This is a genomic window from Photorhabdus sp. RM71S (assembly GCF_042879355.1).
GTDB classification, from domain to species: domain Bacteria; phylum Pseudomonadota; class Gammaproteobacteria; order Enterobacterales; family Enterobacteriaceae; genus Photorhabdus; species Photorhabdus kayaii.
On the sequence record NZ_JBHFKV010000038.1, the window covers coordinates 15,956 to 36,775 of the forward strand.

The following is a 20,820-nucleotide window of genomic DNA, read 5'->3' on the forward strand; positions in this document are numbered from 1 at the left end:
TTATATTTGATTAAACACCTTGGAGTCGACTACAAGGTCAAGCCCTTCTCATCTGATAAAATGAAAATTGCTAATATTTAGCACTTAACGCCAAAAGCATGATTTAATATTAAAATTGTTTATTATCGTTATTAACATTTATCAGAGAGGCTGGATTGTCTATCTGGCAATGATTAACAGTATTTTGTGTCAGTACCCAGAACATTTATCTGGGTACAAATAATCACATAATAAGGATACGAAGCTATTGATGTTAATTATTTAACTGACTCAGGCAGTCATTCCTCCATCAATAACGAATGTTTGCCCGGTGATGTAGCGTCCTCCGGGGCTGAGCAGGAAATTGATTGCCAGAGCAATATCTTCCACTGAACCTAAACGGCCCAATGGAATGGTAGATAACAGTTTTTTCCTGTGTGATGCAGGGATATGATCCAACATTTCAGTATCAATAAAGCCAGGCGCAACGGTATTGACTCGAACATTAAATCGGCCAACTTCAACCGCTAACGAGCGGGTAATACCGATCATAGCGGCTTTGGTTGCAGCGTAGTTAACTTGCCCTGAGTTGGCTTTAAACGCAGTGACTGAGCTTATGTGGATAATGCAGCCTTCTCCCGCAGTAATCATTTCAGGGAGAAAAGCGTGATTGACTAAATAAACAGAAGAAAGATTGGTAGAAATGACATTGTGCCACTCTTCTTCTTTCATATTTATCAGTAATGCATCTTGTGTAATTCCGGCGTTATTGATGATGGCATAGGGAGAGCCATATCGTGAGATAAGCTCTGTTGACAATGTTTTGACTTCTTCGGCGTTTGAGACATCACATTGATAGCCCTCACAGCGATAACCTTGCTGTTCAATTTCCTGACATAATGTTTGAGCTTCATTTGTGCTTGATTTATAGGTAAAAACCACGTGATAGTTCTGAGCAGCCAGCATTTTTACTATGCCTTTGCCGATACCACGTGATCCTCCTGAAATAAAAACCCAAGGGGTGCTGATACTCATTAAGTTATTCCTCTAAATTTTTGCCATCCGTCTGCCAATACCGCATTCATCAAATCTTAGTTGGCAATCTGCTTTCTTTTTGTTGTTCCCATCAGACTCATCTCAACAACTAAAGAGATTTTGCCATTCAGCCAGATCGGGATTTCCAACGTACCGTATAACGAACCATCAACGTCGAATGTATCTTTTGGTAGGATCATATATTCGATCTTTGGCATTTCATCTGGGATTTGGCGATTAAGCAGCGCTGGAGAGAAACTCACAGTGTGCATAACATGCAAAACAATGAGGTCTTTGAGGCATGTTTCATCATGTTCTTGTTTGCCAAAATAGGTTTTAAATTCTGTTGCTAGTGCAGTTTTGGCACTTTGCTGCATAAAAAGATAAAACATCAGAGCATCAAGAAAGATCCAGAATTCATTGACTTCCGGAAAGGTATGTTTAAATTCGATGGATTTTTTTATTGTCTCTTGTATGGGAACTTGGCAACGTGGTTTTTCGGGAAAGCTAGTTTTTTGTGAAAAATCGAAACAACTATAGTGACCAACTAGAGGTTTCAGGTTGGTTGTTTCGTCTTGCAGATTAAAGGTCGTTTTCCCATTTTGGTCAGTGTGCTTAGTTTTGACGCAATAGCAGGCATCCAGAGGTACGGGATTGCGTAAATTAACGTGCCACTGTCTGCCCATTTCCCCATTTGGTTGTGACAGATAATCATATCCGCTTTTGAGCGGGATCATTGCCAGCATGCCGTGTACTGCAATACCACCCAACCCGACTTCTCTAGCGATTTTTTCATCAAAATGGATAGGATTGTAGTCGCCAGAGAATTTAGCCCATTGACTGAGATCTTCTTTACGAAATTGAACGTTCATCTGTCGGCTTTCCTGAAAATAAGTGCACAGTTTGTGCCACCGAATCCGTAGTTAACATTTAAAGCAGTGTCAACAACTTGGTGAGTTCGGTGGGTATTGGGGACATAATCCAGATCGCATAGAGGATCAGGGTTATTCAAGTGCATCGTTGCGGGAATCGTTGCTGTTTCTATCGCTTTGAGACAGAAAATGGATTCAATTGCTCCGGCTCCGGCAATAAGATGGCCTGTATAGGATTTTGTACTGGAAATAGGGATACGATAAGCGTGCTCGCCCAGGCTTATTTTTAGAACACCGGTTTCGTTAATGTCGTTTAATGGGGTTGATGTCCCATGAGCATTAATATAGTGAATATCTGAGGTGGAGAGCTTGGCCTGTTCCAGCGCCATCTGAATCGCCATGACCCGTCCTTTGCAATCTGGTGCCGGGGCTGTCATATCTGACGCATCAGAGTTATTGCCATAGCCAATCACTTCCGCCAGTATTTTGGCTCCCCTGGCAACAGCGCTGTCATAGTCTTCAAGGCATAATATTGCAGCGCCTTCCGACATAACAAAACCACTACGATCTTTACTGAATGGGCAGCAGGCCTTTTCGACAGATTCCTGTTCTTTACTCAATGCTCCAAGAATGTCGATACTCCAGACAATGAATGGATCTCTGATGCTTTCACCGCCCCCTGCTAGCATCATTTTAGTGCGTCCACTGCGGATAAGTTCAAACGCATCACCTATCGCCATACTGCCAGTTGCACAAGCTGCAACCGGGGTATTTTGATATCCCCGTAAATTCCAGTTCATTGAAATTGCCGCTGTCCCTACGCTGTGCATAGACATAATATTGGTCATAGGTGAAGCAATGCCTTGGTCAGCATAGGAATGGCTGTTTTCAACGGTTGCATCTTCTCCACCCCAGCCAGTGCCAAAAATGACGCCGCGTTCAAAAGGAGAATAATTTTCGTCAAGAGCGGCTTTATCGTGACCAAATGCCATCTTGATTGCTTCATCCGCAGCAATCAGCCCAAGTTTGCTGAATTTGGGCAGGTTCTTTAATAACTTTTTGGAAAACCGAGATACATCAGGAGAAAAAGGGATATTGCCGAAAAACTTTGCTACGACAGAAACGTCTGGGTGGTCTTCCTTTTTGTAGCCTACACGGTAGTTTAGAATTGCATCCCAAATTTCTTGGGTATTTTGCCCAAGTGAACAGATAGAACCATAGCCTGTGACGGCAACGCGGTGATAGCCTGTTTGAATATTCATGAAACATTATCTCCAAAATTTATTTCCTGGTGACATGCTTTATTTTTAATACAACCAAATAATAGGATTGGCAGATAAAAGCATCATAAAAATGAATGTTAGCTGCATTGTGATATCGTCATAGACAGCTAACATCCAAGTGCATTGGTGATGATTATTTTGTTAATTCACTGACATAGTTGACGAAATCACTAATTGTCGTCGTGTTATCTCGTTGGAACTTATCGAAATTCAGTTGAATTCCCATTTCTCTTTTTAAAGCAACCTGAATAGAAACAAAATCCAGACTCACCAGATGAATATCATCAAGCAGGGTGTCAAGAGTAATATCTTCTGGTTCGATATCAGTTAATTCAGTAATTTGAGATTGAAGTAATTCAAATAGTTTCATATTAATATCCCCTAAAAATTTGAAAAATATTGGCGGAGCTTAGGTGCAGGAATATATACCCGTTATCTTTCAAGTTGCCTCTTTGTTGGCTGCACTTGCTCATCCCGGTCACACAGTTAGCTGTGCTCCCGGGGATTCGCTCCGTTGCCGTCGTGATGCATCTTGAAATCCATAGGGTGTAGGTACCAATTAATAAATGCGTTATTCCTGCCACACCGTTTTTTAAATATCGTTTTGCTATTATTCCTGGGTGATTAAAGATTTCCCTGAAATTTTAAGTAAGTTATATGTTTCTTGTTTGATAGCGCTAGCCAATATCTCAATATCATCTTGGCTTGTGGTATATCCGAAACTGATGCGTACCGCACTATCAATACGATCATCGGGGAGCCTCATAGCAGCCAGAACATGAGAACGTTGTGTTGATTTGTTATTGCTACAGGCTGATCCTAAGGATAAAGAGATGCCGTAACGTAAATCTAGCCTGCTGGCTAGCGATTCAGCACGAATACCAGGGAAACTTAAATTGAGAGTCCAAGGTGCCTGAAACGCTGGATTGGTATTACCATTAATCAGGTAGTTAACATGATATTGATCTAACAGAGATAGCAAGGTTGTTCTGAGCGCTTTGTAAGTATTGAAGCGTCCTTGCAAGCCGTTCAGTGATTCTTTAGCTGCCGCTGCCAGTCCAGCAAGTCCTAAGGTGTTCTCAGTGCCGCTGCGTACTCCTTGTTCTTGCCCTCCACCATGTAGCAAGGGATTTAATTGAATACCTGGTGCATGGTAGAGTCCACCAATACCTTTCGGGCCGTTAAACTTATGGCCGGAGAAAGATACGGTCGTTACGCCGGAAAGTGTGTCACAGCTAAAAGGAAGCTTACCAATAGCCTGTACTGCATCGATATGTAGATAAACACCGGCCTCTTTTGCTAAAGAGGCGACCGCTTCATAGGGCTGGATCACGCCGGTTTCGTTGTTAATCGCCATCAATGTGATCAGACGTGTTTGTGGTCGTAGGTTTTCCTGGATACTTTGTACACTGATCCGTCCTTGATTATCGGGATTGATCAGCGTTAGCTGGAGCCCGCGTTGCTGATACCAGAGTAACGGTGCCAGAACAGACGGATGCTCAATGGAAGAGCTAATAACATGATGAGCAGACAGATCCGAACCGGAAAGTGTTGCTAACAAGCTGGATAAGGCTTGGTTATTACTTTCGGTTCCCCCTGATGTAAATAGGATTTGCTCAGGGACTGTGCCCATCAATGCAGCCATCGATCTTCTAGCGTCAGTGAGCAACTTTTTCGCCGTGCCACTTAAGCTGTAGTGGCTAGACGGGTTAGCAAAAATAGACATTGCGTCTTTAATCGCCAACTGCGCTTTAACACTTAGCGGTGTTGTGGCGTTGTAGTCGAAATATAGACTTGTCATATTTTTCCCTTTAGCTGCTCAAATAGCTTATGCAGCATATCAAGGCAGTGTTGCTGTGCGGGTTCTAACTCGCCTAATAATGCATCTATTCCCTCAGGCGATAATGCATTCAATTCTTCGAGAGTCTTACCTTTAGCATGACGACAAAATTGGTTAGACATTGCCAGAGAGGCGGTACATCCCCATGCACGAAAACAGGCATTATTTACCCGCCCTTGGTTATCCAGTGTCAGGTCGATATCAACCTTGTCACCGCATACAGGGTTACCTAATGCCAGTTTAATGGTGGGGGCAGATAACATCCCTTGGCAGTCAGGATTGCAAAAGTTGTCAATAATGATGTTGTTAAACATAATTCCACCTTGCTATTTATACAGCGGGTGTAGCTGAAGTACCTTCATCGTCTGACATTTTTCTCTCAAGGTTGACTGCACAGCAACCAAACTCTTTAGCAGCAGCGGTACGCATAACAAACTGAACTCGCTGAGAATTACGCCAGGATTTATTAGGATCGGTACGCAAATAGACCAAATCTTCTGTCAGTAACATGCCGGGAGTGGAAACAGAGAGTGGATCTAGGATCACTAATTGCCCGGTTTCACCCTCAGGTAGCTCACGTGTTAAATCATTAGGATCACGGACGGAGAAATGAATATAAGGTGGAACATGCTTATGGTTATATTCATCTTCGATGGCAAGAACGTTTGCTTCAACCAGACCATACATATCACGTATCCGGGAAACTGGAATGCCCATCCATTCTTCGATATCTGCATTTAATTCGCCGCGGGAGATCATATCCCCGGTAAAACGTTTCCAGCCGCCCATGGTGATTACCATACTATCGCGATCTAAAGTGAGCTTGGTATTATTCTCTTTTAGGAACGTGATAAAACGATGGATCATGAATGGAGGGCCAATTAAATGACGAGTGAACTTACCTTTCCACTGGATTAATTGATTCAGTGCATCTTCTGGAGAAAAGCGGTCCTGATTAATCATATAGCGTCGGGTATCTAACAAACCTGTCAGGAAATTAAAGATTTTGACCAGTGCCATTTCTGGAATATCTTCTGTTGACGGGCATAAACATAGGCCGGCACCGCCAGATACTTTGAACATACTGCGATAATTGGAATAGACAGCCAATACTGTATGATCCATCGTATCGTGGCAACGACGATAAACGCTAGGAATTCCACTGGTACCCGTTGAGCGCATTTCATGTTCGATTTCAGATAATGGCTTGCTTAATAAACGGTGACTTTCGGCTGATTTATAAGTTGCAACGGGTATTAGTGGGATGCGAACTAAGTCATTATAATTCTGGATATCTTCTGGTTTAATACCTTGTTTTTCACAAATATCTTTATAGTAAGGGTTATTATGATAATGGAAATTAAAAGCGTCCTTAAGCAAACAGGTTTTTAATTCTTGTTGCTCTTCTTTAGACAGCTTATAGAGAAGGTCAACATCGGCTATTAACCACTTCAACGGATTTCCGCCACGAGATTTTATATCGTCATATATATTTTTGATATTTTCCATTTTTTCATCTCCGGTAGGGTAAAGAGTAGATAAATTAGTCTTTGCTTATTATAAGTTATAGCGATAAAGCATAAGTTACGTAGGCAAAAATGATAGTCATTAATAATTTATTTTTATTGAATAAATTGGCTATATTATTGCTTTGATCATTATATGGATTTGTCAATATTGTTAAAATTATACTAAAAATAGCTGGTTTATTCAAAATATTCACTTTAGTGCGAATATGACCAGTTAATTCAAGTAAATTTTTTAATTGTCTTTTATATTTTTGTGAAGTTCGTTGTTTTTTGATCTATTGAATGTTCTTTTTGTAAATTTTTTCATTGTCCTAAGATTGGGATAATGATAGAAATAAAATATAAATAAATGCCAAATTAAAAAACGAGTACGCATGATGAAAATGGATTGCTTAATTGTGGGTGCCGGTCAAGCCGGGTTAAGTTTAGCTGCTATCCTTGCGGCTAAGAATATTAATGTCTGCATATTAGAGCGGGAGGCACGTATTGGTGATGTGTGGCGCAGGCGCCCAGATAATATGCTATTATTCACTTCACGCGGTATGACTCAACTTCATGGCTTACCGTTTCCTGGAATTAAAGAAGGTTATCCAGATAAAAATGAAGTTGCTGATTACCTTGAGCGCTATGCTTCACATCATAACCTTGCGATACATACTCAAACCGAAGTGATTGAGGTGAAGCATGATACAGATGGCTATCGTGTTAAAACAAAAGATGGGAAAGTATTTCATGCGCCTTGTTTGGTTAATGCAACAGGGGCTAATCAATTAGTTGATATTCCGGCGCTTGCTGAACGGTTTTCTACAGATATACAACAAATTGCAGCAGATCAATACCGGGAACCTAAGCAAATTAAAACGGGCAGCCGAGTTGCTGTCGTTGGTGATGGTGCGAGTGGTCGTCAGATTGCTAAAGATTTGGCAGCAACTGCGAAGGTGACATTATTTTGCGGTTCCTCCCGTCCTCTCTTACCTAATAGAATATTGGGCAAAGATATATTTTGGTGGTTAAGTAAAAGCGGTCTGTTATTTGCCAATTATTACAGTTTAGTAGGGAAAATTATGCGGCGGCGTAATCCTATTCCTTGTGGTGACCTGAAAAACCATCGGCTAGCTGCTTGGGGTATAAAAATAGCGAATAGGCTAGTTGATATAAAAGACAATAAATTATGTGATTCGTCCGGCAATCAATATGAGGTGGATACGGTTATCTGGTGTTTGGGGTATAAAGATGATACGGCATGGTTAACGCTTCCCGGTGCTGCGGATGCTAATGGATTCGTTTGTAAAAATGGTCATGCAGAAGGTGGGAAAACGCCTTATCCTGGGTTATTTATCGTTGGGCGGAAATGGTTGAGTAGCCGTGGTTCTGAACTGATGTTAGGGGCTTATAAAGACACTTGTCGGGTCGCTAAATGGGTGGAAAATTATCTGAAAGAGCGTGTATCATTAAAATGAATGATTAATTCATAATAGTGATATTTTACTCTGTATGTTTTATTTGTCGTGGATTGATGGTTTATTAGGTAGTATTGTTATGGTGTTATTCTGAATTCTGTATCATTACTAAGAGTGCATAATATAGTAAATGTGCTATTAGGAATAAAATGATACAGAATCTCTAACATATTGGCTTTGATAATAACGGTTATAAATAGAAATTATTTATTTTAGGTAATGTATCAAAAATATTATTTATTCATAACACAGATATTTTTCTTTGTAAAATTTAGACCTGTTAATGTTGATGATAAATTGAAATATTTTTGTTGTGCTTGCTGAATTCTGTTCTTACTGGCATGTTTTAATTCAGAGGGCCTTAATCCATATAGCGTCATACAGGTACGACTGAAGTGTGCGCCATCTGAAAATCCACTATTACAAGCTAATAAAGTCAGTGAATCTGATGAATGTATCTCATCAATAGCATGATGCAGACGTTTCCATAATAGATAACTACGGAAATTAGTTCCCATCTTTTCTCTAAATAGATGTAAGAATCGGCTTTCGGATAAATAGAGTTGGTTTGATATTTCACGAGAAGATATACATTTAACCGGTAATTCAGTAATAAGAGAGGCTGCTTTCATGATTCGTTTGTCCTGATAACAATGGCAATCTTCTATTTTACCTAAAAGGTTATTTAAGATGAAAATATCTGGAGAGGTTTCTGACTGTAAACAATTAATAAAGTAATTTGCTATTAAACTGGATGATTCTTGATTTAAGTATACTATATCTGAGCCTCTCATTTGATGTAGTAATAAATGACATAGTGGATTGGCTAGGTCTATCAGTAGATTAAAGCAGAGTTGCCCTTCCGAGTGTAATCTATGTTTAATATTAGAAGAAATAATGAATCCATGTACTTGTCTCGATTCATTTTCGGTATCAACCCTCATGAGTGAATTATGTGGTGATACACTTAATTGGATGCAAGGATGATGATGCCATTCTGTTTGCATATTATAAGAGAAGACGAGATCTTGTAGATGAAATTTATAGAATTTAATAAAATACGGTGATTTGTCTATTTTGTGTAACATGATGGTGTCCTTTATTAAATTGTTTTGTGTATTTGAATTAATTATTTTATTTAATTATTATGAATCCTTGATGTTATTTTTTAATTAAATTATATTAACTCATCAAATAATTATTATTAGTTACTATATCGTCACAATACCATTAAATCATTATTATGAAGCCGCCTCCTTTGGTATCTGGAAAAAATAATTTCACTATTGGAATATATCGTTATGACATGGCGAAAAGAATTATTTTCCACTCTGTTTTTTGCTGGTCAATCTTAACAATATCTAAATTGTTTAACGTTAAATAGCTACTATCTACTTGATATAATTAAAAGTATTTTCTTTAGTGACATAATTAATGACCAAAAATTTAATGAGGAGCCAATATTTTCATATAATTATTTTGATTGGTTATAACTTATATTAAACATATTATCATGAGAACAATATGGTTATATTTTTATGTTCTTTGTGAATTAGGCCACATAAATTATAAGTGTATTGGTATAATACCGAAAATAAGTTGTATCAGGCTTGTAATGAATAAAAAGACCTGTTAGGGCAGTTTGTTATAACAATCCCCAAAATGCTTTAATCAGGGGTTCATTAAGCCGCTTTCTCTGTACACATATACCCAATTCGAACGGTTCTACTAGAGAGATGTTGCCCAATAAAGATATGCGACTGCGTACCGGTTCAGGGCTGTTTTCTACAACGACATTGGGAATTAATGCCACTCCACAACCCAATGCAACCATAGAAACAATGGCTTCATGACCGGACACGGTAGCGTAAATCGATGGGTTGGTAATTTTATGGTGACGGAACCAGTGCTCAATGCGCTTACGTGAAGGGCCATGTTCCGGCAAAATGAAGGGAATGCTATTCCAGTCAGGGGACTTTTGTATTACAAGTGCTCGTACAGAGCAAGGGAGGGAAGGCGCAATCAGTACCAGTGGGACTTCACCGATTTTGGTGAAGCTGACATTATCTGGTAGTTTTTCCGGCTTACCGGCGATGCCTAAATCGGCATCATTAGACTGTATCTTATTGACCGCATCTGCGGCATCACCTGTGGTGAGTTTGATTTCAACCATAGGATGTTCCGCACGAAAACGGTCTAGGATCTGTGGTAAGTGACTGTAGGCTGCGGTGACCGAACAAAACAGACGTAACTCGCCGCTTAGAGATGGGCTTTGTTGATTCAATGAGTGTTTTAGTTGCTGGTATTGCAACAGTGTCTGTTGGGCGAATTGTTTAAATTGCTCACCGGCAAAGGTCAATTTTACAGTGCGATTATCCCGTAAAAATAATGGATGCCCTAAAATATCTTCAATACGCTGAATCTGGCGAGATAATGTGGATGGACTGATATGCATTGCTTTTGCTGTACGACCAAAATGACAGCTTTCAGCCAGATGTAGAAACAGTTTGAGGTCGCGTATATCCATAGCCTATTCTCCTTTTCCTGTCCAATAATCTGTATTGCATAAAGTGCAATGTAGTATTGTTAATATATCAATTTAAGCAATGGCTTTCATGTCGTATATTGAAAATATATAAACACCCCACAGGGTGGGGAAATCTAAAAAACAGTCACAGCATTTCATTGCTGAGCGCTGAGCACAACATGATAACGGAGTCACTAATGGCGAATTATTTTAATACGCTGAATTTGCGTCAGCAGTTGGCGCAGTTAGGTAAATGTCGTTTTATGGCGCGGGAAGAGTTTGTTGATGAAACAGGATTTTTAAAAGGTAAAAAAGTGGTTATCGTCGGTTGCGGAGCGCAGGGACTGAATCAGGGCCTGAATATGCGTGACTCAGGTCTGGATATCACTTATGCCCTGCGTAAAGAGGCCATTGAAGAAAAACGTGCTTCATGGCGTAAAGCAACGGAAAATGGTTTTCAAGCCGGCACTTATGAAGAGTTAATACCGAAGGCTGATTTGGTAATTAACTTGACGCCAGATAAGCAACACTCTTCTGTTGTTCGCGCAGTTCAACCATTGATGAAAGAAGGCGCTGCACTGGGTTATTCTCACGGTTTAAATATTGTTGAAGTAGGTGAACAAATCCGTAAAGACATCACTGTGGTGATGGTAGCGCCTAAGTGTCCTGGTACGGAAGTACGTGAAGAATACAAACGGGGTTTTGGTGTTCCTACTTTGATTGCAGTTCACCCGGAAAACGATCCGAAAGGTGAAGGTATGGCAATCGCTAAGGCATGGGCAGCGGCAACAGGTGCGCATCGCGCCGGTGTTCTGGAATCTTCTTTCGTGGCTGAAGTGAAATCTGATCTGATGGGTGAGCAAACTATTCTGTGCGGTATGTTACAGGCGGGTTCACTGTTGTGTTATGACAAACTGGTGGCAGATGGCGTTGAACCGGGTTATGCAGGAAAGCTGATCCAGTTTGGCTGGGAGACCATCACAGAAGCACTGAAACAAGGTGGCATTACCCTGATGATGGATCGCCTGTCTAACCCGGCAAAACTGCGAGCGTATGCTTTGTCTGAGCAGTTGAAAGAAATGATGACGCCGCTGTTCCAGAAACATATGGATGATATCATTTCTGGTGAATTTTCCTCCGGTATGATGGCTGATTGGGCCAATGATGATAAGAAACTGTTAGGTTGGCGTGAGGAAACCGGTAACACTCCGTTTGAGAATTCACCTGAATATGATGGCAAAATCAGTGAGCAGGAATACTTTGATCATGGCGTTTTAATGGTTGCTATGGTGAAAGCTGGAGTTGAACTGGCATTCGAAATTATGGTTGATACCGGTATTATTGCTGAATCTGCCTATTATGAATCTCTGCATGAATTACCGCTGATTGCGAATACTATCTCTCGTAAGCGCCTGTACGAAATGAATGTTGTTATTTCTGATACAGCAGAATATGGTAACTATTTGTTCTCTCATGTTGCGGTCCCACTGCTGAAAGAGAAGTTTATGGGTTCGCTACAGGCGGGTGATTTAGGTAAACTCGTTGTTGATAACGGTATCGATAACGCCCAGTTACGCGATGTAAATGAGGCTATTCGTAACCACCCAATTGAAGTTGTTGGCCGCGTATTACGTGGTTACATGACAGATATGAAACGTATTGCTGTTGGCGGTTGATATTGATAAAGATAAGGGGGAGAAATTCTCCCTCTTTGCATTTAATATTTATCAACCAGTAGAGTCCTTTTTCTTCACAAAGAAAACCGCGTTTCCTTTCTCCCCTTTCTGCTACAATTCTATCCCCTGAGATACTGTCCTGATATAACTTATTAAACATCATGCGATTAAATCCTAGCCAACAACAAGCTGTCGAATTTGTTACCGGTCCTTGTCTGGTCCTGGCTGGGGCAGGTTCCGGCAAAACTAGAGTGATTACCAATAAAATTGCTCATCTTATCCGCATTTGTGGCTATCAGCCTCGTCATATCGCCGCTGTGACGTTTACTAATAAAGCCGCACGGGAAATGAAAGAGCGTATGGCACAAACTCTGGGGCGCAAAGAGGCTAAGGGGCTGATGATTTCTACTTTCCACACGTTGGGGTTGGAAATCATTAAGCGCGAGTACAAAGCGTTAGGAATGAAAAGCAATTTCTCGTTGTTTGATGATCAGGATCAGATGGCCCTGTTGAAAGATTTAACAGCTGATTTACTGGAGGAAGATAAAGATCTATTACAAAAATTGATCTCTGCCATTTCAAACTGGAAAAATGATCTGCTTTCTCCACAGCAAGTTTTGGCATTGGCCCGTTCTGCTCAGGAGCATCAGTTTGCTGAATGTTATCGCCGTTATGATTTACATCTGGCGAGCTGTAATGTATTGGATTTTGACGATCTGATTACCAAACCGACTTTGTTGATGCAGCATGATGATGAAGTCAGAGAGCGTTGGCAAAACCGTATCCGTTATCTGTTGGTAGATGAATATCAGGACACCAATACCAGTCAATATCAACTGGTTAAATTGTTGGTGGGGCAAAGGGCTCGTTTTACGGTGGTGGGTGATGATGACCAGTCGATCTATTCATGGCGCGGCGCAAGACCACAAAATTTGGTGTTACTGAAAGAGGATTTCCCAAAGCTTAATGTGATTAAACTGGAACAGAATTATCGTTCCTCTGGCTGTATTCTGAAAGCAGCTAATATTTTGATCGCCAATAACCCTCACGTGTTTGAAAAACGGCTTTTTTCTGAACTGGGGTATGGTGATCCATTGAAAGTGATTACAGCTAATAATGAAGAACATGAGGCGGAAAGGGTTATTGGGGAGCTGATGGCACATCACTTTATCAATAAGACCCAATATAAAGATTACGCTATTCTCTACCGAGGAAATCATCAATCCCGCGTGTTTGAAAAGATGCTGATGCAAAACCGCATTCCTTACCGGATTTCTGGTGGTACTTCTTTCTTTGCCCGCCCTGAAATTAAGGATTTGCTAGCTTATCTGCGGGTGCTGACTAATCCCGAAGATGACAGTGCGTTCCTAAGAATTGTCAATACACCAAGACGTGAAATTGGTGCGGCTACCATTCAAAAACTGAGTGAGTGGGCGAATCAGCGCAATAAAAGTCTCTATCAGGCTAGTTTCGATCTTGGTTTGGAACAAAGTCTAACTGGCCGCGGTTTGGCGGCATTACAGCGTTTTACTCACTGGATGGATGAGATAACTCGTCAGGTTGAACGAGATCCTTTGCTAGCTGTGCGTGATCTACTACATGGTATGGATTATGAAAGCTGGCTGTACGAAACATCCCCGGGTCCGAAAGCGGCTGAAATGCGGATGAAAAATATTAATCAGTTATTCACTTGGATGAGTGAAATGCTGGAAGGTGATGAACTGAACGAAGCAATGACTTTATCTCAGGTGGTCGCGCGTTTCACATTACGGGATATGCTGGAGCGAGGCGAAGATGGTGAGGAGTTTGATCAGGTGCAATTGATGACTCTACATGCTTCTAAAGGATTGGAGTTTCCCTATGTATTTCTGGTCGGCATGGAAGAAGGGCTGTTGCCTCATCAGAGCAGTATTGATGAAGAAAATATTGATGAAGAGCGACGACTGGCTTATGTAGGGATCACCCGTGCTCAACGGGAGTTATTTTTTACTTTATGTAAAGAGCGTCGTCAATATGGCGAATTAATCCGTCCAGAACCAAGCCGTTTTTTGCATGAGTTGCCACAGGATGACTTACATTGGTCACAAGATAAAAAAATAGTGACAGCAGAAGAAAGAATGCAAAAAGGGCAATCGCGTATCGCGGATATCAAATCGCGTTTAGGGCTTGGACAAAAAAATAAGTCGTAAATATGTTGGAGATTCCCTGTATCACAGAGATACAGGGAAAGTGATTTTATTCAGGTTTGAGTATCCTGCTCGCCTAAAACAAGTGACCATTGAGCATGGCTTTGCCACTGGATTTCCTGCTGTAAAGACTCTGCCCTCAGAGGGTGTTGCATTAGCCAGCCATGAGGTAACGTTATTGTTAACGCTTCATCATTCACTTTTAAATGTAGAGCAGGGAGCGTGTCATCTCGACGACGGTTGGCAAAGATGATAGCTAACCGCAACAGACGACATAAACGTTGAGCTTGTATCAGAGGTAAGGCGTTTTGTTGATTAAAGGAAAACAAATCAATAGGGCCACTCTGGTTCTTTAGCAATGTGGCTAAGAGTTTTTTCTGCGCAGGCGTATAGCCGGGGAGAGCGAGATAATTGATCAGATAGGCTGCATGTGATGGAGCATGATGGAAATCAATACTTAGGCCAATTTCATGTATCAGACAGGCGCTTTGTAATAATTCATGACATCGGCTATCAAGCTCCCAAGGTTTAGCAATCTGTTGTAGGAAGTGTTCAGCCAATTGTTTGACCCGTTGAGACTGTTCAACGTCTAACTGAAAACGTCGCTGTATATTTCGTAGTGTTCTGGTACGAATATCTGGTTCTATTGGTAAATCCAGCATGCCGTAAACAAGACCTTCCCGTAAAGCGCCGCCCGCAAGGATCATACTGTCAATATTTAATGCCTGGAAAATCGCTATCAGGATAGCAAGGCCACTTGGGAAAACCAAAGCCCGTTCCAGCGTCAATCCTTCTATTTCCAGCTCTTCCAGCTTACCGCATTCAATCGCTTTATGTTTGAGCTCCTGAAGTTTCGGCAAAGTGATCAGCTCATCCATACCTTGAGCAATCATGATTTCTTGCAGAGCCTGAACGGTACCGGAAGCACCTACACAAATCTGCCAGCCTTGTTCGATCAGTTTTGGGGCAATGGGTTTCAACGTTTCATGTGCGGCAGCTTCGGCTCTGGCGAAATTTTCTTCCGTCAGGCTACGGTCATTAAAGTAGCCTTCAAGCCAGGTAACACAACCCATACTTAGGCTGGATAACTGAGAGGCTTTTGCCCCATTCCCCGTAACCAGTTCTGTACTTGCACCACCAATATCGACAACCAGACGTTTTTCAGGGCCGCCAGTTGTATGAGCAACGCCTTGATAAATAAGCCGAGCTTCATCTTCGCCACTGATTACCTTAACCGGACAATCAAGGATTTCTGATGCTTTTTTCACAAATGCGTCTGAATTTTCAGCGATGCGTAAAGTTGCCGTAGCAACAACGCGGATTTGTGATGGAGGTATATCCTGTAAGCGTTCAGAAAAAATCCTGAGACATTGCCAGCCTCTCTCCATTGCCTGTTGAGATAAGCGGTTATTTTTATCTAATCCAGCGGCCAGCCTGACTTTACGTTTGATTCGTGCCAGTATCTGCATACTGCCGGATACTTCACGCACAACCAGCATGTGAAAACTGTTTGAACCTAGGTCGATAGCCGCATAGAGCGAAGAAGAACTCAGCATCATTTTCAGCCTGAACGTTTACGGTTATTACGTGGTGTATTATTACGATGCGACAAGTTGTTACGACGCTGATGGTTTCCTGAACGCGGACGGTGTCGGCGTTTAGGTACCGGTAAATCTTTCAGCAAGGCTTGACTGTCATATTTGCTGACCGGGATAGGGTGTTGAATATAATCTTCAATCGCTGGCAGGTTTAGTGCATATTCTTCACAGGCTAGGCTGATCGAATAGCCACTTTCACCTGCACGACCAGTACGGCCAATGCGGTGAACATAATCCTCGCAGTCGTCTGGTAGGTCATAATTAAAAACATGAGTGACTGAAGGAATGTGCAATCCACGGGCTGCGACATCAGTTGCAACTAGAATATCAATATTGCCGTTGCTGAATTCTTCCAGAATGCGTAACCGTTTTTTTTGTGCTACATCACCGGTTAGTAACCCAACTCGATGTCCGTCAGCAGCCAGATGCGCCCAGATATCTTCACAACGATGTTTTGTATTGGCGAAAATAATGCATCGATCAGGCCACTCTTCTTCCAATAACGTTTGAAGCAGGCGCATCTTTTCTTCATTAGAAGGATAAAACAGCTCTTCGCGGATACGGTGTCCCGTTTTCTGTAACGGTTCTACCTCGACATACTCTGCATGATTCATTTGCTCAAATGCCAGTTCTCGGACTCGGTAAGAGAGTGTGGCAGAAAACAGTAGGTTCATACGTTCGTTTGCTGATGGCATTCGACGGAATAGCCAGCGGATATCTTTGATAAAACCGAGATCATACATGCGATCAGCTTCATCAAGAACCACAACTTGGACCGCATTCAGATTAATGTGCCCCTGTTTGGTATAGTCGATTAGACGTCCGGTAGTGCCGATAAGGATGTCAACACCGGATCCTAGTATTTTCAGCTGTTTGTCGTAACCATCACCGCCGTAGGCAAGACCCATCTTTAGACCTGTTGCCTGTGCCAGATCTTCTGCATCAGAGTAAATCTGTACAGCGAGCTCGCGGGTAGGAGCCATAATCAGCGCTCTTGGCTGATTGGTTTGACGCTCCTCCGCTGCGGGATGAGTCAGTAAATAATGAAAAGCAGACGCTAAAAATGCTAGCGTCTTCCCCGTACCGGTTTGCGCTTGCCCCGCGACATCACGACCTTCGACAGTGAAAGGCAATGTCAGTGCTTGTATCGGTGTACAATTAGAAAAGCCCTTATTATCAAGAGCTTCTATAACCTTGGGGTGCAAGGCGAAGTCGGAAAACTTCTTTTCTGTCAAGTGTGTTTTACTCATAGTGTGGTAGAATATCAGTTAACCATTGTCTTACGAAAGTGTATCCGCTGAAATAAAGGCAACCTTATATCAGTAATGTTACACTAGCATGGTAAAAAATTATTCTTTGGAGTAAAAAATGAGCGATAAAATTATTCGTTTGAGTGATGCTAGCTTTGATACTGACGTTCTTAAAGCAACAGGTCCGGTTCTTGTTGATTTTTGGGCTGAGTGGTGTGGACCATGTAAAATGATTGCACCTATTTTAGATGAAATTGCCCCAGAATATTCCGGCAAACTGACTATTACTAAACTGAACATTGATGAAAACCCGGCAACTGCTCCTAAATATGGTATCCGTGGTATTCCAACACTGTTGCTATTTAAAGATGGTCAAGTTGCTGCTACAAAAGTGGGAGCACTGTCAAAAACTCAATTGAAAGAATTTTTGGACGCTAATCTCTGATTGAAGAGAGCTCACATTAATACCGGACGTTTAGCGTATACTATTATTTATTTCATTGACCGCTAGACGTCCGTAAAGAAGCGTGATAAGTTAGCGCTACTGCTTGTATCACATACATCATGTTAGAAGTATGTTGCATACTGAATAATCTGTAGTGTCTGATAAGTCTGTTATCTCTGGATAGTCTAAAATATCCAATGGGTTATACGGGAATAATCTGGCGTATAGCTCGTTACGTTGAGATAGTTTTTATAGAAATCAGTAATGTTTCAGCATTATCTCAACAGCGTTTTTGACAGCCTGTCAGTCTTATTTGAGTTCAATCTTAGTACTTCAAATTATTACCTTTTTATATGAATAATGTATTAAAGGTCTGATTTGTTTTTGTACAAAATAAACAGGCACCGATCGATGACGCTGCCATACTATTCACGTTCATAGTTCGAGATATACCCCGAGTTTAAGAACCCACCATTATGAATCTTACCGAATTAAAGAATACGCCGGTATCTGAACTGATTACACTCGGCGAAAATATGGGGCTGGAAAATCTAGCCCGTATGCGTAAACAAGATATTATCTTCTCTATCCTTAAGCAGCATGCGAAAAGTGGGGAAGATATCTTCGGTGATGGCGTGTTGGAGATATTGCAGGATGGCTTTGGATTCCTCCGTTCAGCAGACAGCTCTTACCTTGCCGGCCCCGATGATATCTACGTTTCTCCCAGCCAAATCCGTCGTTTTAACCTCCGCACCGGTGACACAATTTCAGGTAAAATTCGTCCACCTAAAGAAGGTGAACGCTATTTTGCCCTGTTGAAGGTTAACGAAGTTAATTTTGACAAACCAGAAAATGCTCGCAGTAAAATTCTTTTTGAAAACTTAACCCCGCTGCATGCTAATAGCCGACTGCGTATGGAACGTGGTAATGGTTCCACTGAGGATCTGACTGCCCGTGTTCTGGATCTGGCTGCCCCGATTGGCCGTGGACAACGTGGTCTGATCGTCGCGCCACCAAAAGCGGGTAAAACGATGTTGCTGCAAAATATTGCTGCTAACATTGCCCACAATCATCCAGATTGTGTATTGATGGTACTTCTGATTGATGAACGTCCAGAAGAAGTCACTGAAATGCAACGCCTGGTAAAAGGTGAGGTTATTGCTTCTACTTTTGATGAACCTGCTTCTCGTCACGTTCAGGTGGCAGAGATGGTTATTGAGAAAGCAAAACGTCTGGTTGAACACAAAAAAGATGTGATTATTCTGCTTGACTCTATTACTCGCTTAGCTCGTGCCTATAACACTGTTGTTCCCGCATCCGGTAAGGTATTGACTGGTGGTGTGGATGCTAACGCGTTACATCGTCCGAAACGTTTCTTCGGGGCTGCGCGTAATGTGGAAGAGGGCGGAAGCTTGACCATTATTGCGACTGCGTTGGTGGATACGGGTTCTAAGATGGATGAAGTGATTTACGAAGAGTTCAAAGGCACTGGTAACATGGAGCTGCATCTCTCCCGCAAAATTGCTGAAAAACGCGTCTTCCCAGCTATCGATTACAACCGTTCTGGTACACGTAAAGAAGAGCTACTCACCACCTCTGAAGAGCTACAGAAAATGTGGATTCTGCGTAAAATTATTCATCCGATGGGCGAAATTGATGCGATGGAATTCCTTATCAACAAACTGGCTATGAGCAAAACGAATGACGATTTCTTTGACATGATGAAACGTTCATAGTTTTTAACTCAGTTCATGATCATTTTAATTAGCGCCACAGTTTCGTGGCGTTTTTTGTATTCACCGCACTGTTATAGCTATATATGGCATGTATTTTGCAAGCTGTATCTGCTGCCATATATTTGAAATAAATATTAAAAGAATGATGTAAGAGCATAAGGGCCATTAATTTTTTCATATAAGCAGTGTTTTCGTAAGCTAGGCGCTCGTGAGGGTAGATTCTGGCTAGAAAATCATATGTTTTCGGTTGATAAATGACCAGGGTGTGTTTACTTTTTACAGAGAGTTATCATCGTGAATATTCTCAGCATGAATATTGAAATTTTTTATGTTTTTCTATTTTCTTTTGCGTTTTTGTTTATGGCTCGCAAAATAGCAAAGAAAGTTGGTCTTGTTGATAAGCCCAATTATCGTAAGTGTCATCAGGGGTTAGTGCCTCTGGTTGGAGGAATATCAATATTTGTTGGCATCTGTTTTGCTTTTGTTATCACAAAAGAATTTATTCCTCACAAGTGGTTATATTTGGTTTGTGCCGGTGTATTGGTATTTGTCGGCGCATTGGATGACCGTTTTGATATCAGCGTTAAGGTCCGGGCAGCCATCCAAGCTCTGGTTGGTATTGCGATGATGTATTTTGCTGGACTGAAATTAGATAGTCTTGGTTATGCTTTTGGCCCTTGGGACATGACACTTGGACCGTTTAGTTATGTTGTGACACTATTTGCTGTCTGGGCTGCTATCAATGCATTCAATATGGTTGATGGGATAGATGGATTATTAGGCGGATTATCCTGTGTCTCCTTCGGTGCTTTGGGGATCTTACTGTATCAAAGTGGTAATACGGCACTAGCATTATGGTGTTTTGCATTTATTGCTGCCATTTTCCCTTATATTGTCCTTAATCTTGGTTTATTAAGCCAACGTTTCAAAGTATTTATGGGGGATGCGGGCAGTACACTGATTGGTTTTACCATTATCTGGCTGCTCATTGAATCTACTCAGGGGAATGAGCATCCTGTTAATCCAGTTACTGCGTTGTGGATTGTTGCCATTCCATTAATGGATATGGTTGCTATTATGTACCGCCGGTTACGGAAAGGAATGAGCCCATTTTCTCCTGACAGGCAACATATTCACCACCTAGTTATGCGGTCTGGATTCTCATCACGTCAGGCTTTTATTTTAATCACTGTTGTTGCCGCTTTATTAGCCGCTGTCGGCATTACTGGAGAATGGTTGGAATTTGTGCCTGAGTGGATAATGTTGGCACTGTTCTTGCTTGCATTTGTGTTGTATGGCTATTGCCTCAAGCGTGTATGGAAGGTAGCTCGTTTCATTAAACGGCAAAAGCGTCGTATGCGCCGTTCAGCTAACCATTAAACATCTATTATCAGCGGAGGTTCT

At 41.5% G+C, this 20,820-nt stretch carries 17 protein-coding genes; 6 read left to right on the forward strand and 11 right to left on the reverse strand.

The features are described 5' to 3' along the window. Positions 1-270 precede the first annotated feature (270 nt). The 7 genes from fabG to ACGF5R_RS17615 all read right to left on the reverse strand — a co-directional run bounded on the left by fabG (position 271) and on the right by ACGF5R_RS17615 (position 6,518). Positions 271-1,014 carry a 3-oxoacyl-ACP reductase FabG gene (fabG, locus tag ACGF5R_RS17585; protein WP_262980496.1) on the reverse strand — a complete coding sequence of 248 codons (744 nt, stop codon included), beginning with the start codon at positions 1,012-1,014 and terminating at the stop codon, positions 271-273. Between the two features lie 56 nt (positions 1,015-1,070). Continuing rightward, on the reverse strand, positions 1,071-1,886 hold the full coding sequence (locus ACGF5R_RS17590) for a MaoC/PaaZ C-terminal domain-containing protein (protein WP_262980495.1): 816 nt from the start codon (positions 1,884-1,886) through the stop codon (positions 1,071-1,073). After that, a complete protein-coding gene (locus ACGF5R_RS17595) occupies positions 1,883-3,148 on the reverse strand; it encodes a beta-ketoacyl-[acyl-carrier-protein] synthase family protein (RefSeq protein WP_387692001.1) in 1,266 nt (421 codons plus the stop codon). Before ACGF5R_RS17595 ends, ACGF5R_RS17590 begins: the two co-directional genes overlap by 4 nt. A gap of 154 nt (positions 3,149-3,302) precedes the next feature. Beyond that, positions 3,303-3,539, reverse strand: a complete 237-nt coding sequence (locus tag ACGF5R_RS17600; protein ID WP_387692003.1) for an acyl carrier protein — start codon at positions 3,537-3,539, stop codon at positions 3,303-3,305. 240 nt (positions 3,540-3,779) lie between these two features. Next, positions 3,780-4,970, reverse strand: coding sequence for a cysteine desulfurase family protein (locus ACGF5R_RS17605; RefSeq protein ID WP_387692005.1), 1,191 nt, complete (start codon positions 4,968-4,970; stop codon positions 3,780-3,782). Continuing rightward, positions 4,967-5,323: an iron-sulfur cluster assembly scaffold protein gene (locus ACGF5R_RS17610; protein ID WP_112877317.1), complete on the reverse strand. Its 357-nt coding sequence runs from the start codon at positions 5,321-5,323 to the stop codon at positions 4,967-4,969. Before ACGF5R_RS17610 ends, ACGF5R_RS17605 begins: the two co-directional genes overlap by 4 nt. A gap of 16 nt (positions 5,324-5,339) precedes the next feature. Beyond that, complete coding sequence (locus tag ACGF5R_RS17615) at positions 5,340-6,518, reverse strand: LuxE family acyl-protein synthetase (protein ID WP_112877316.1); 1,179 nt, start codon at positions 6,516-6,518, stop codon at positions 5,340-5,342. Positions 6,519-6,894: 376 nt separating this feature from the next. Between ACGF5R_RS17615 and ACGF5R_RS17620 the strand changes: the two genes are divergently transcribed. Then, a complete protein-coding gene (locus ACGF5R_RS17620) occupies positions 6,895-7,998 on the forward strand; it encodes a flavin-containing monooxygenase (RefSeq protein ID WP_387692019.1) in 1,104 nt (367 codons plus the stop codon). Positions 7,999-8,231: 233 nt separating this feature from the next. On the opposite strand, the gene ACGF5R_RS17625 is transcribed toward ACGF5R_RS17620, so the two are convergent. Both ACGF5R_RS17625 and ilvY read right to left on the reverse strand, forming a co-directional pair. After that, positions 8,232-8,630: a helix-turn-helix domain-containing protein gene (locus ACGF5R_RS17625; RefSeq protein WP_240000763.1), complete on the reverse strand. Its 399-nt coding sequence runs from the start codon at positions 8,628-8,630 to the stop codon at positions 8,232-8,234. A 1,013-nt stretch (positions 8,631-9,643) separates the two neighbouring features. Further along, a complete protein-coding gene (gene ilvY / locus ACGF5R_RS17630; RefSeq protein ID WP_387692007.1) occupies positions 9,644-10,525 on the reverse strand; it encodes an HTH-type transcriptional activator IlvY in 882 nt (293 codons plus the stop codon). A 197-nt stretch (positions 10,526-10,722) separates the two neighbouring features. On the opposite strand from ilvY, the gene ilvC reads away from it, so the two are divergent. Together ilvC and rep are read left to right on the forward strand one after the other, a co-directional pair. After that, positions 10,723-12,201, forward strand: coding sequence for a ketol-acid reductoisomerase (gene ilvC / locus ACGF5R_RS17635; RefSeq protein ID WP_112877312.1), 1,479 nt, complete (start codon positions 10,723-10,725; stop codon positions 12,199-12,201). Between the two features lie 161 nt (positions 12,202-12,362). Further along, positions 12,363-14,390, forward strand: coding sequence for a DNA helicase Rep (gene rep, locus ACGF5R_RS17640; RefSeq protein ID WP_387692009.1), 2,028 nt, complete (start codon positions 12,363-12,365; stop codon positions 14,388-14,390). Positions 14,391-14,440: 50 nt separating this feature from the next. Here the strand turns inward: rep and gppA are convergent, their stop codons facing one another. Beyond that, positions 14,441-15,943 carry a guanosine-5'-triphosphate,3'-diphosphate diphosphatase gene (gene gppA / locus ACGF5R_RS17645; protein ID WP_112877346.1) on the reverse strand — a complete coding sequence of 501 codons (1,503 nt, stop codon included), beginning with the start codon at positions 15,941-15,943 and terminating at the stop codon, positions 14,441-14,443. A 5-nt stretch (positions 15,944-15,948) separates the two neighbouring features. After that, positions 15,949-17,235, reverse strand: a complete 1,287-nt coding sequence (gene rhlB / locus ACGF5R_RS17650; RefSeq protein WP_112877310.1) for an ATP-dependent RNA helicase RhlB — start codon at positions 17,233-17,235, stop codon at positions 15,949-15,951. A 118-nt stretch (positions 17,236-17,353) separates the two neighbouring features. Between rhlB and trxA the strand changes: the two genes are divergently transcribed. The 3 genes from trxA (at position 17,354) to wecA (ending at position 20,796) form a co-directional block, all read left to right on the forward strand. Then, complete coding sequence (trxA, locus tag ACGF5R_RS17655) at positions 17,354-17,680, forward strand: thioredoxin TrxA (RefSeq protein WP_112877309.1); 327 nt, start codon at positions 17,354-17,356, stop codon at positions 17,678-17,680. Positions 17,681-18,156: 476 nt separating this feature from the next. Next, a complete protein-coding gene (rho, locus tag ACGF5R_RS17660; protein WP_011148733.1) occupies positions 18,157-19,416 on the forward strand; it encodes a transcription termination factor Rho in 1,260 nt (419 codons plus the stop codon). Positions 19,417-19,710: 294 nt separating this feature from the next. Next, positions 19,711-20,796, forward strand: a complete 1,086-nt coding sequence (gene wecA, locus ACGF5R_RS17665) for a UDP-N-acetylglucosamine--undecaprenyl-phosphate N-acetylglucosaminephosphotransferase (RefSeq protein ID WP_112877308.1) — start codon at positions 19,711-19,713, stop codon at positions 20,794-20,796. Positions 20,797-20,820 lie beyond the last annotated feature (24 nt).

What these genes read in the sequence shown, in the direction of transcription:
- ACGF5R_RS17610 (WP_112877317.1), bottom strand. Translation starts at nt 5,323, where the DNA reads ATGTTTAACAACATCATTATTGACAACTTTTGCAATCCTGACTGCCAA.
- rep (WP_387692009.1), top strand. Translation starts at nt 12,363, where the DNA reads ATGCGATTAAATCCTAGCCAACAACAAGCTGTCGAATTTGTTACCGGT.
- rhlB (WP_112877310.1), bottom strand. Translation starts at nt 17,235, where the DNA reads ATGAGTAAAACACACTTGACAGAAAAGAAGTTTTCCGACTTCGCCTTG.
- ACGF5R_RS17605 (WP_387692005.1), bottom strand. Translation starts at nt 4,970, where the DNA reads ATGACAAGTCTATATTTCGACTACAACGCCACAACACCGCTAAGTGTT.
- ACGF5R_RS17615 (WP_112877316.1), bottom strand. Translation starts at nt 6,518, where the DNA reads ATGGAAAATATCAAAAATATATATGACGATATAAAATCTCGTGGCGGA.
- fabG (WP_262980496.1), bottom strand. Translation starts at nt 1,014, where the DNA reads ATGAGTATCAGCACCCCTTGGGTTTTTATTTCAGGAGGATCACGTGGT.
- trxA (WP_112877309.1), top strand. Translation starts at nt 17,354, where the DNA reads ATGAGCGATAAAATTATTCGTTTGAGTGATGCTAGCTTTGATACTGAC.
- rho (WP_011148733.1), top strand. Translation starts at nt 18,157, where the DNA reads ATGAATCTTACCGAATTAAAGAATACGCCGGTATCTGAACTGATTACA.
- ilvY (WP_387692007.1), bottom strand. Translation starts at nt 10,525, where the DNA reads ATGGATATACGCGACCTCAAACTGTTTCTACATCTGGCTGAAAGCTGT.
- ACGF5R_RS17595 (WP_387692001.1), bottom strand. Translation starts at nt 3,148, where the DNA reads ATGAATATTCAAACAGGCTATCACCGCGTTGCCGTCACAGGCTATGGT.
- ACGF5R_RS17625 (WP_240000763.1), bottom strand. Translation starts at nt 8,630, where the DNA reads ATGAAAGCAGCCTCTCTTATTACTGAATTACCGGTTAAATGTATATCT.
- gppA (WP_112877346.1), bottom strand. Translation starts at nt 15,943, where the DNA reads ATGCTGAGTTCTTCTTCGCTCTATGCGGCTATCGACCTAGGTTCAAAC.
- ilvC (WP_112877312.1), top strand. Translation starts at nt 10,723, where the DNA reads ATGGCGAATTATTTTAATACGCTGAATTTGCGTCAGCAGTTGGCGCAG.
- ACGF5R_RS17600 (WP_387692003.1), bottom strand. Translation starts at nt 3,539, where the DNA reads ATGAAACTATTTGAATTACTTCAATCTCAAATTACTGAATTAACTGAT.
- ACGF5R_RS17590 (WP_262980495.1), bottom strand. Translation starts at nt 1,886, where the DNA reads ATGAACGTTCAATTTCGTAAAGAAGATCTCAGTCAATGGGCTAAATTC.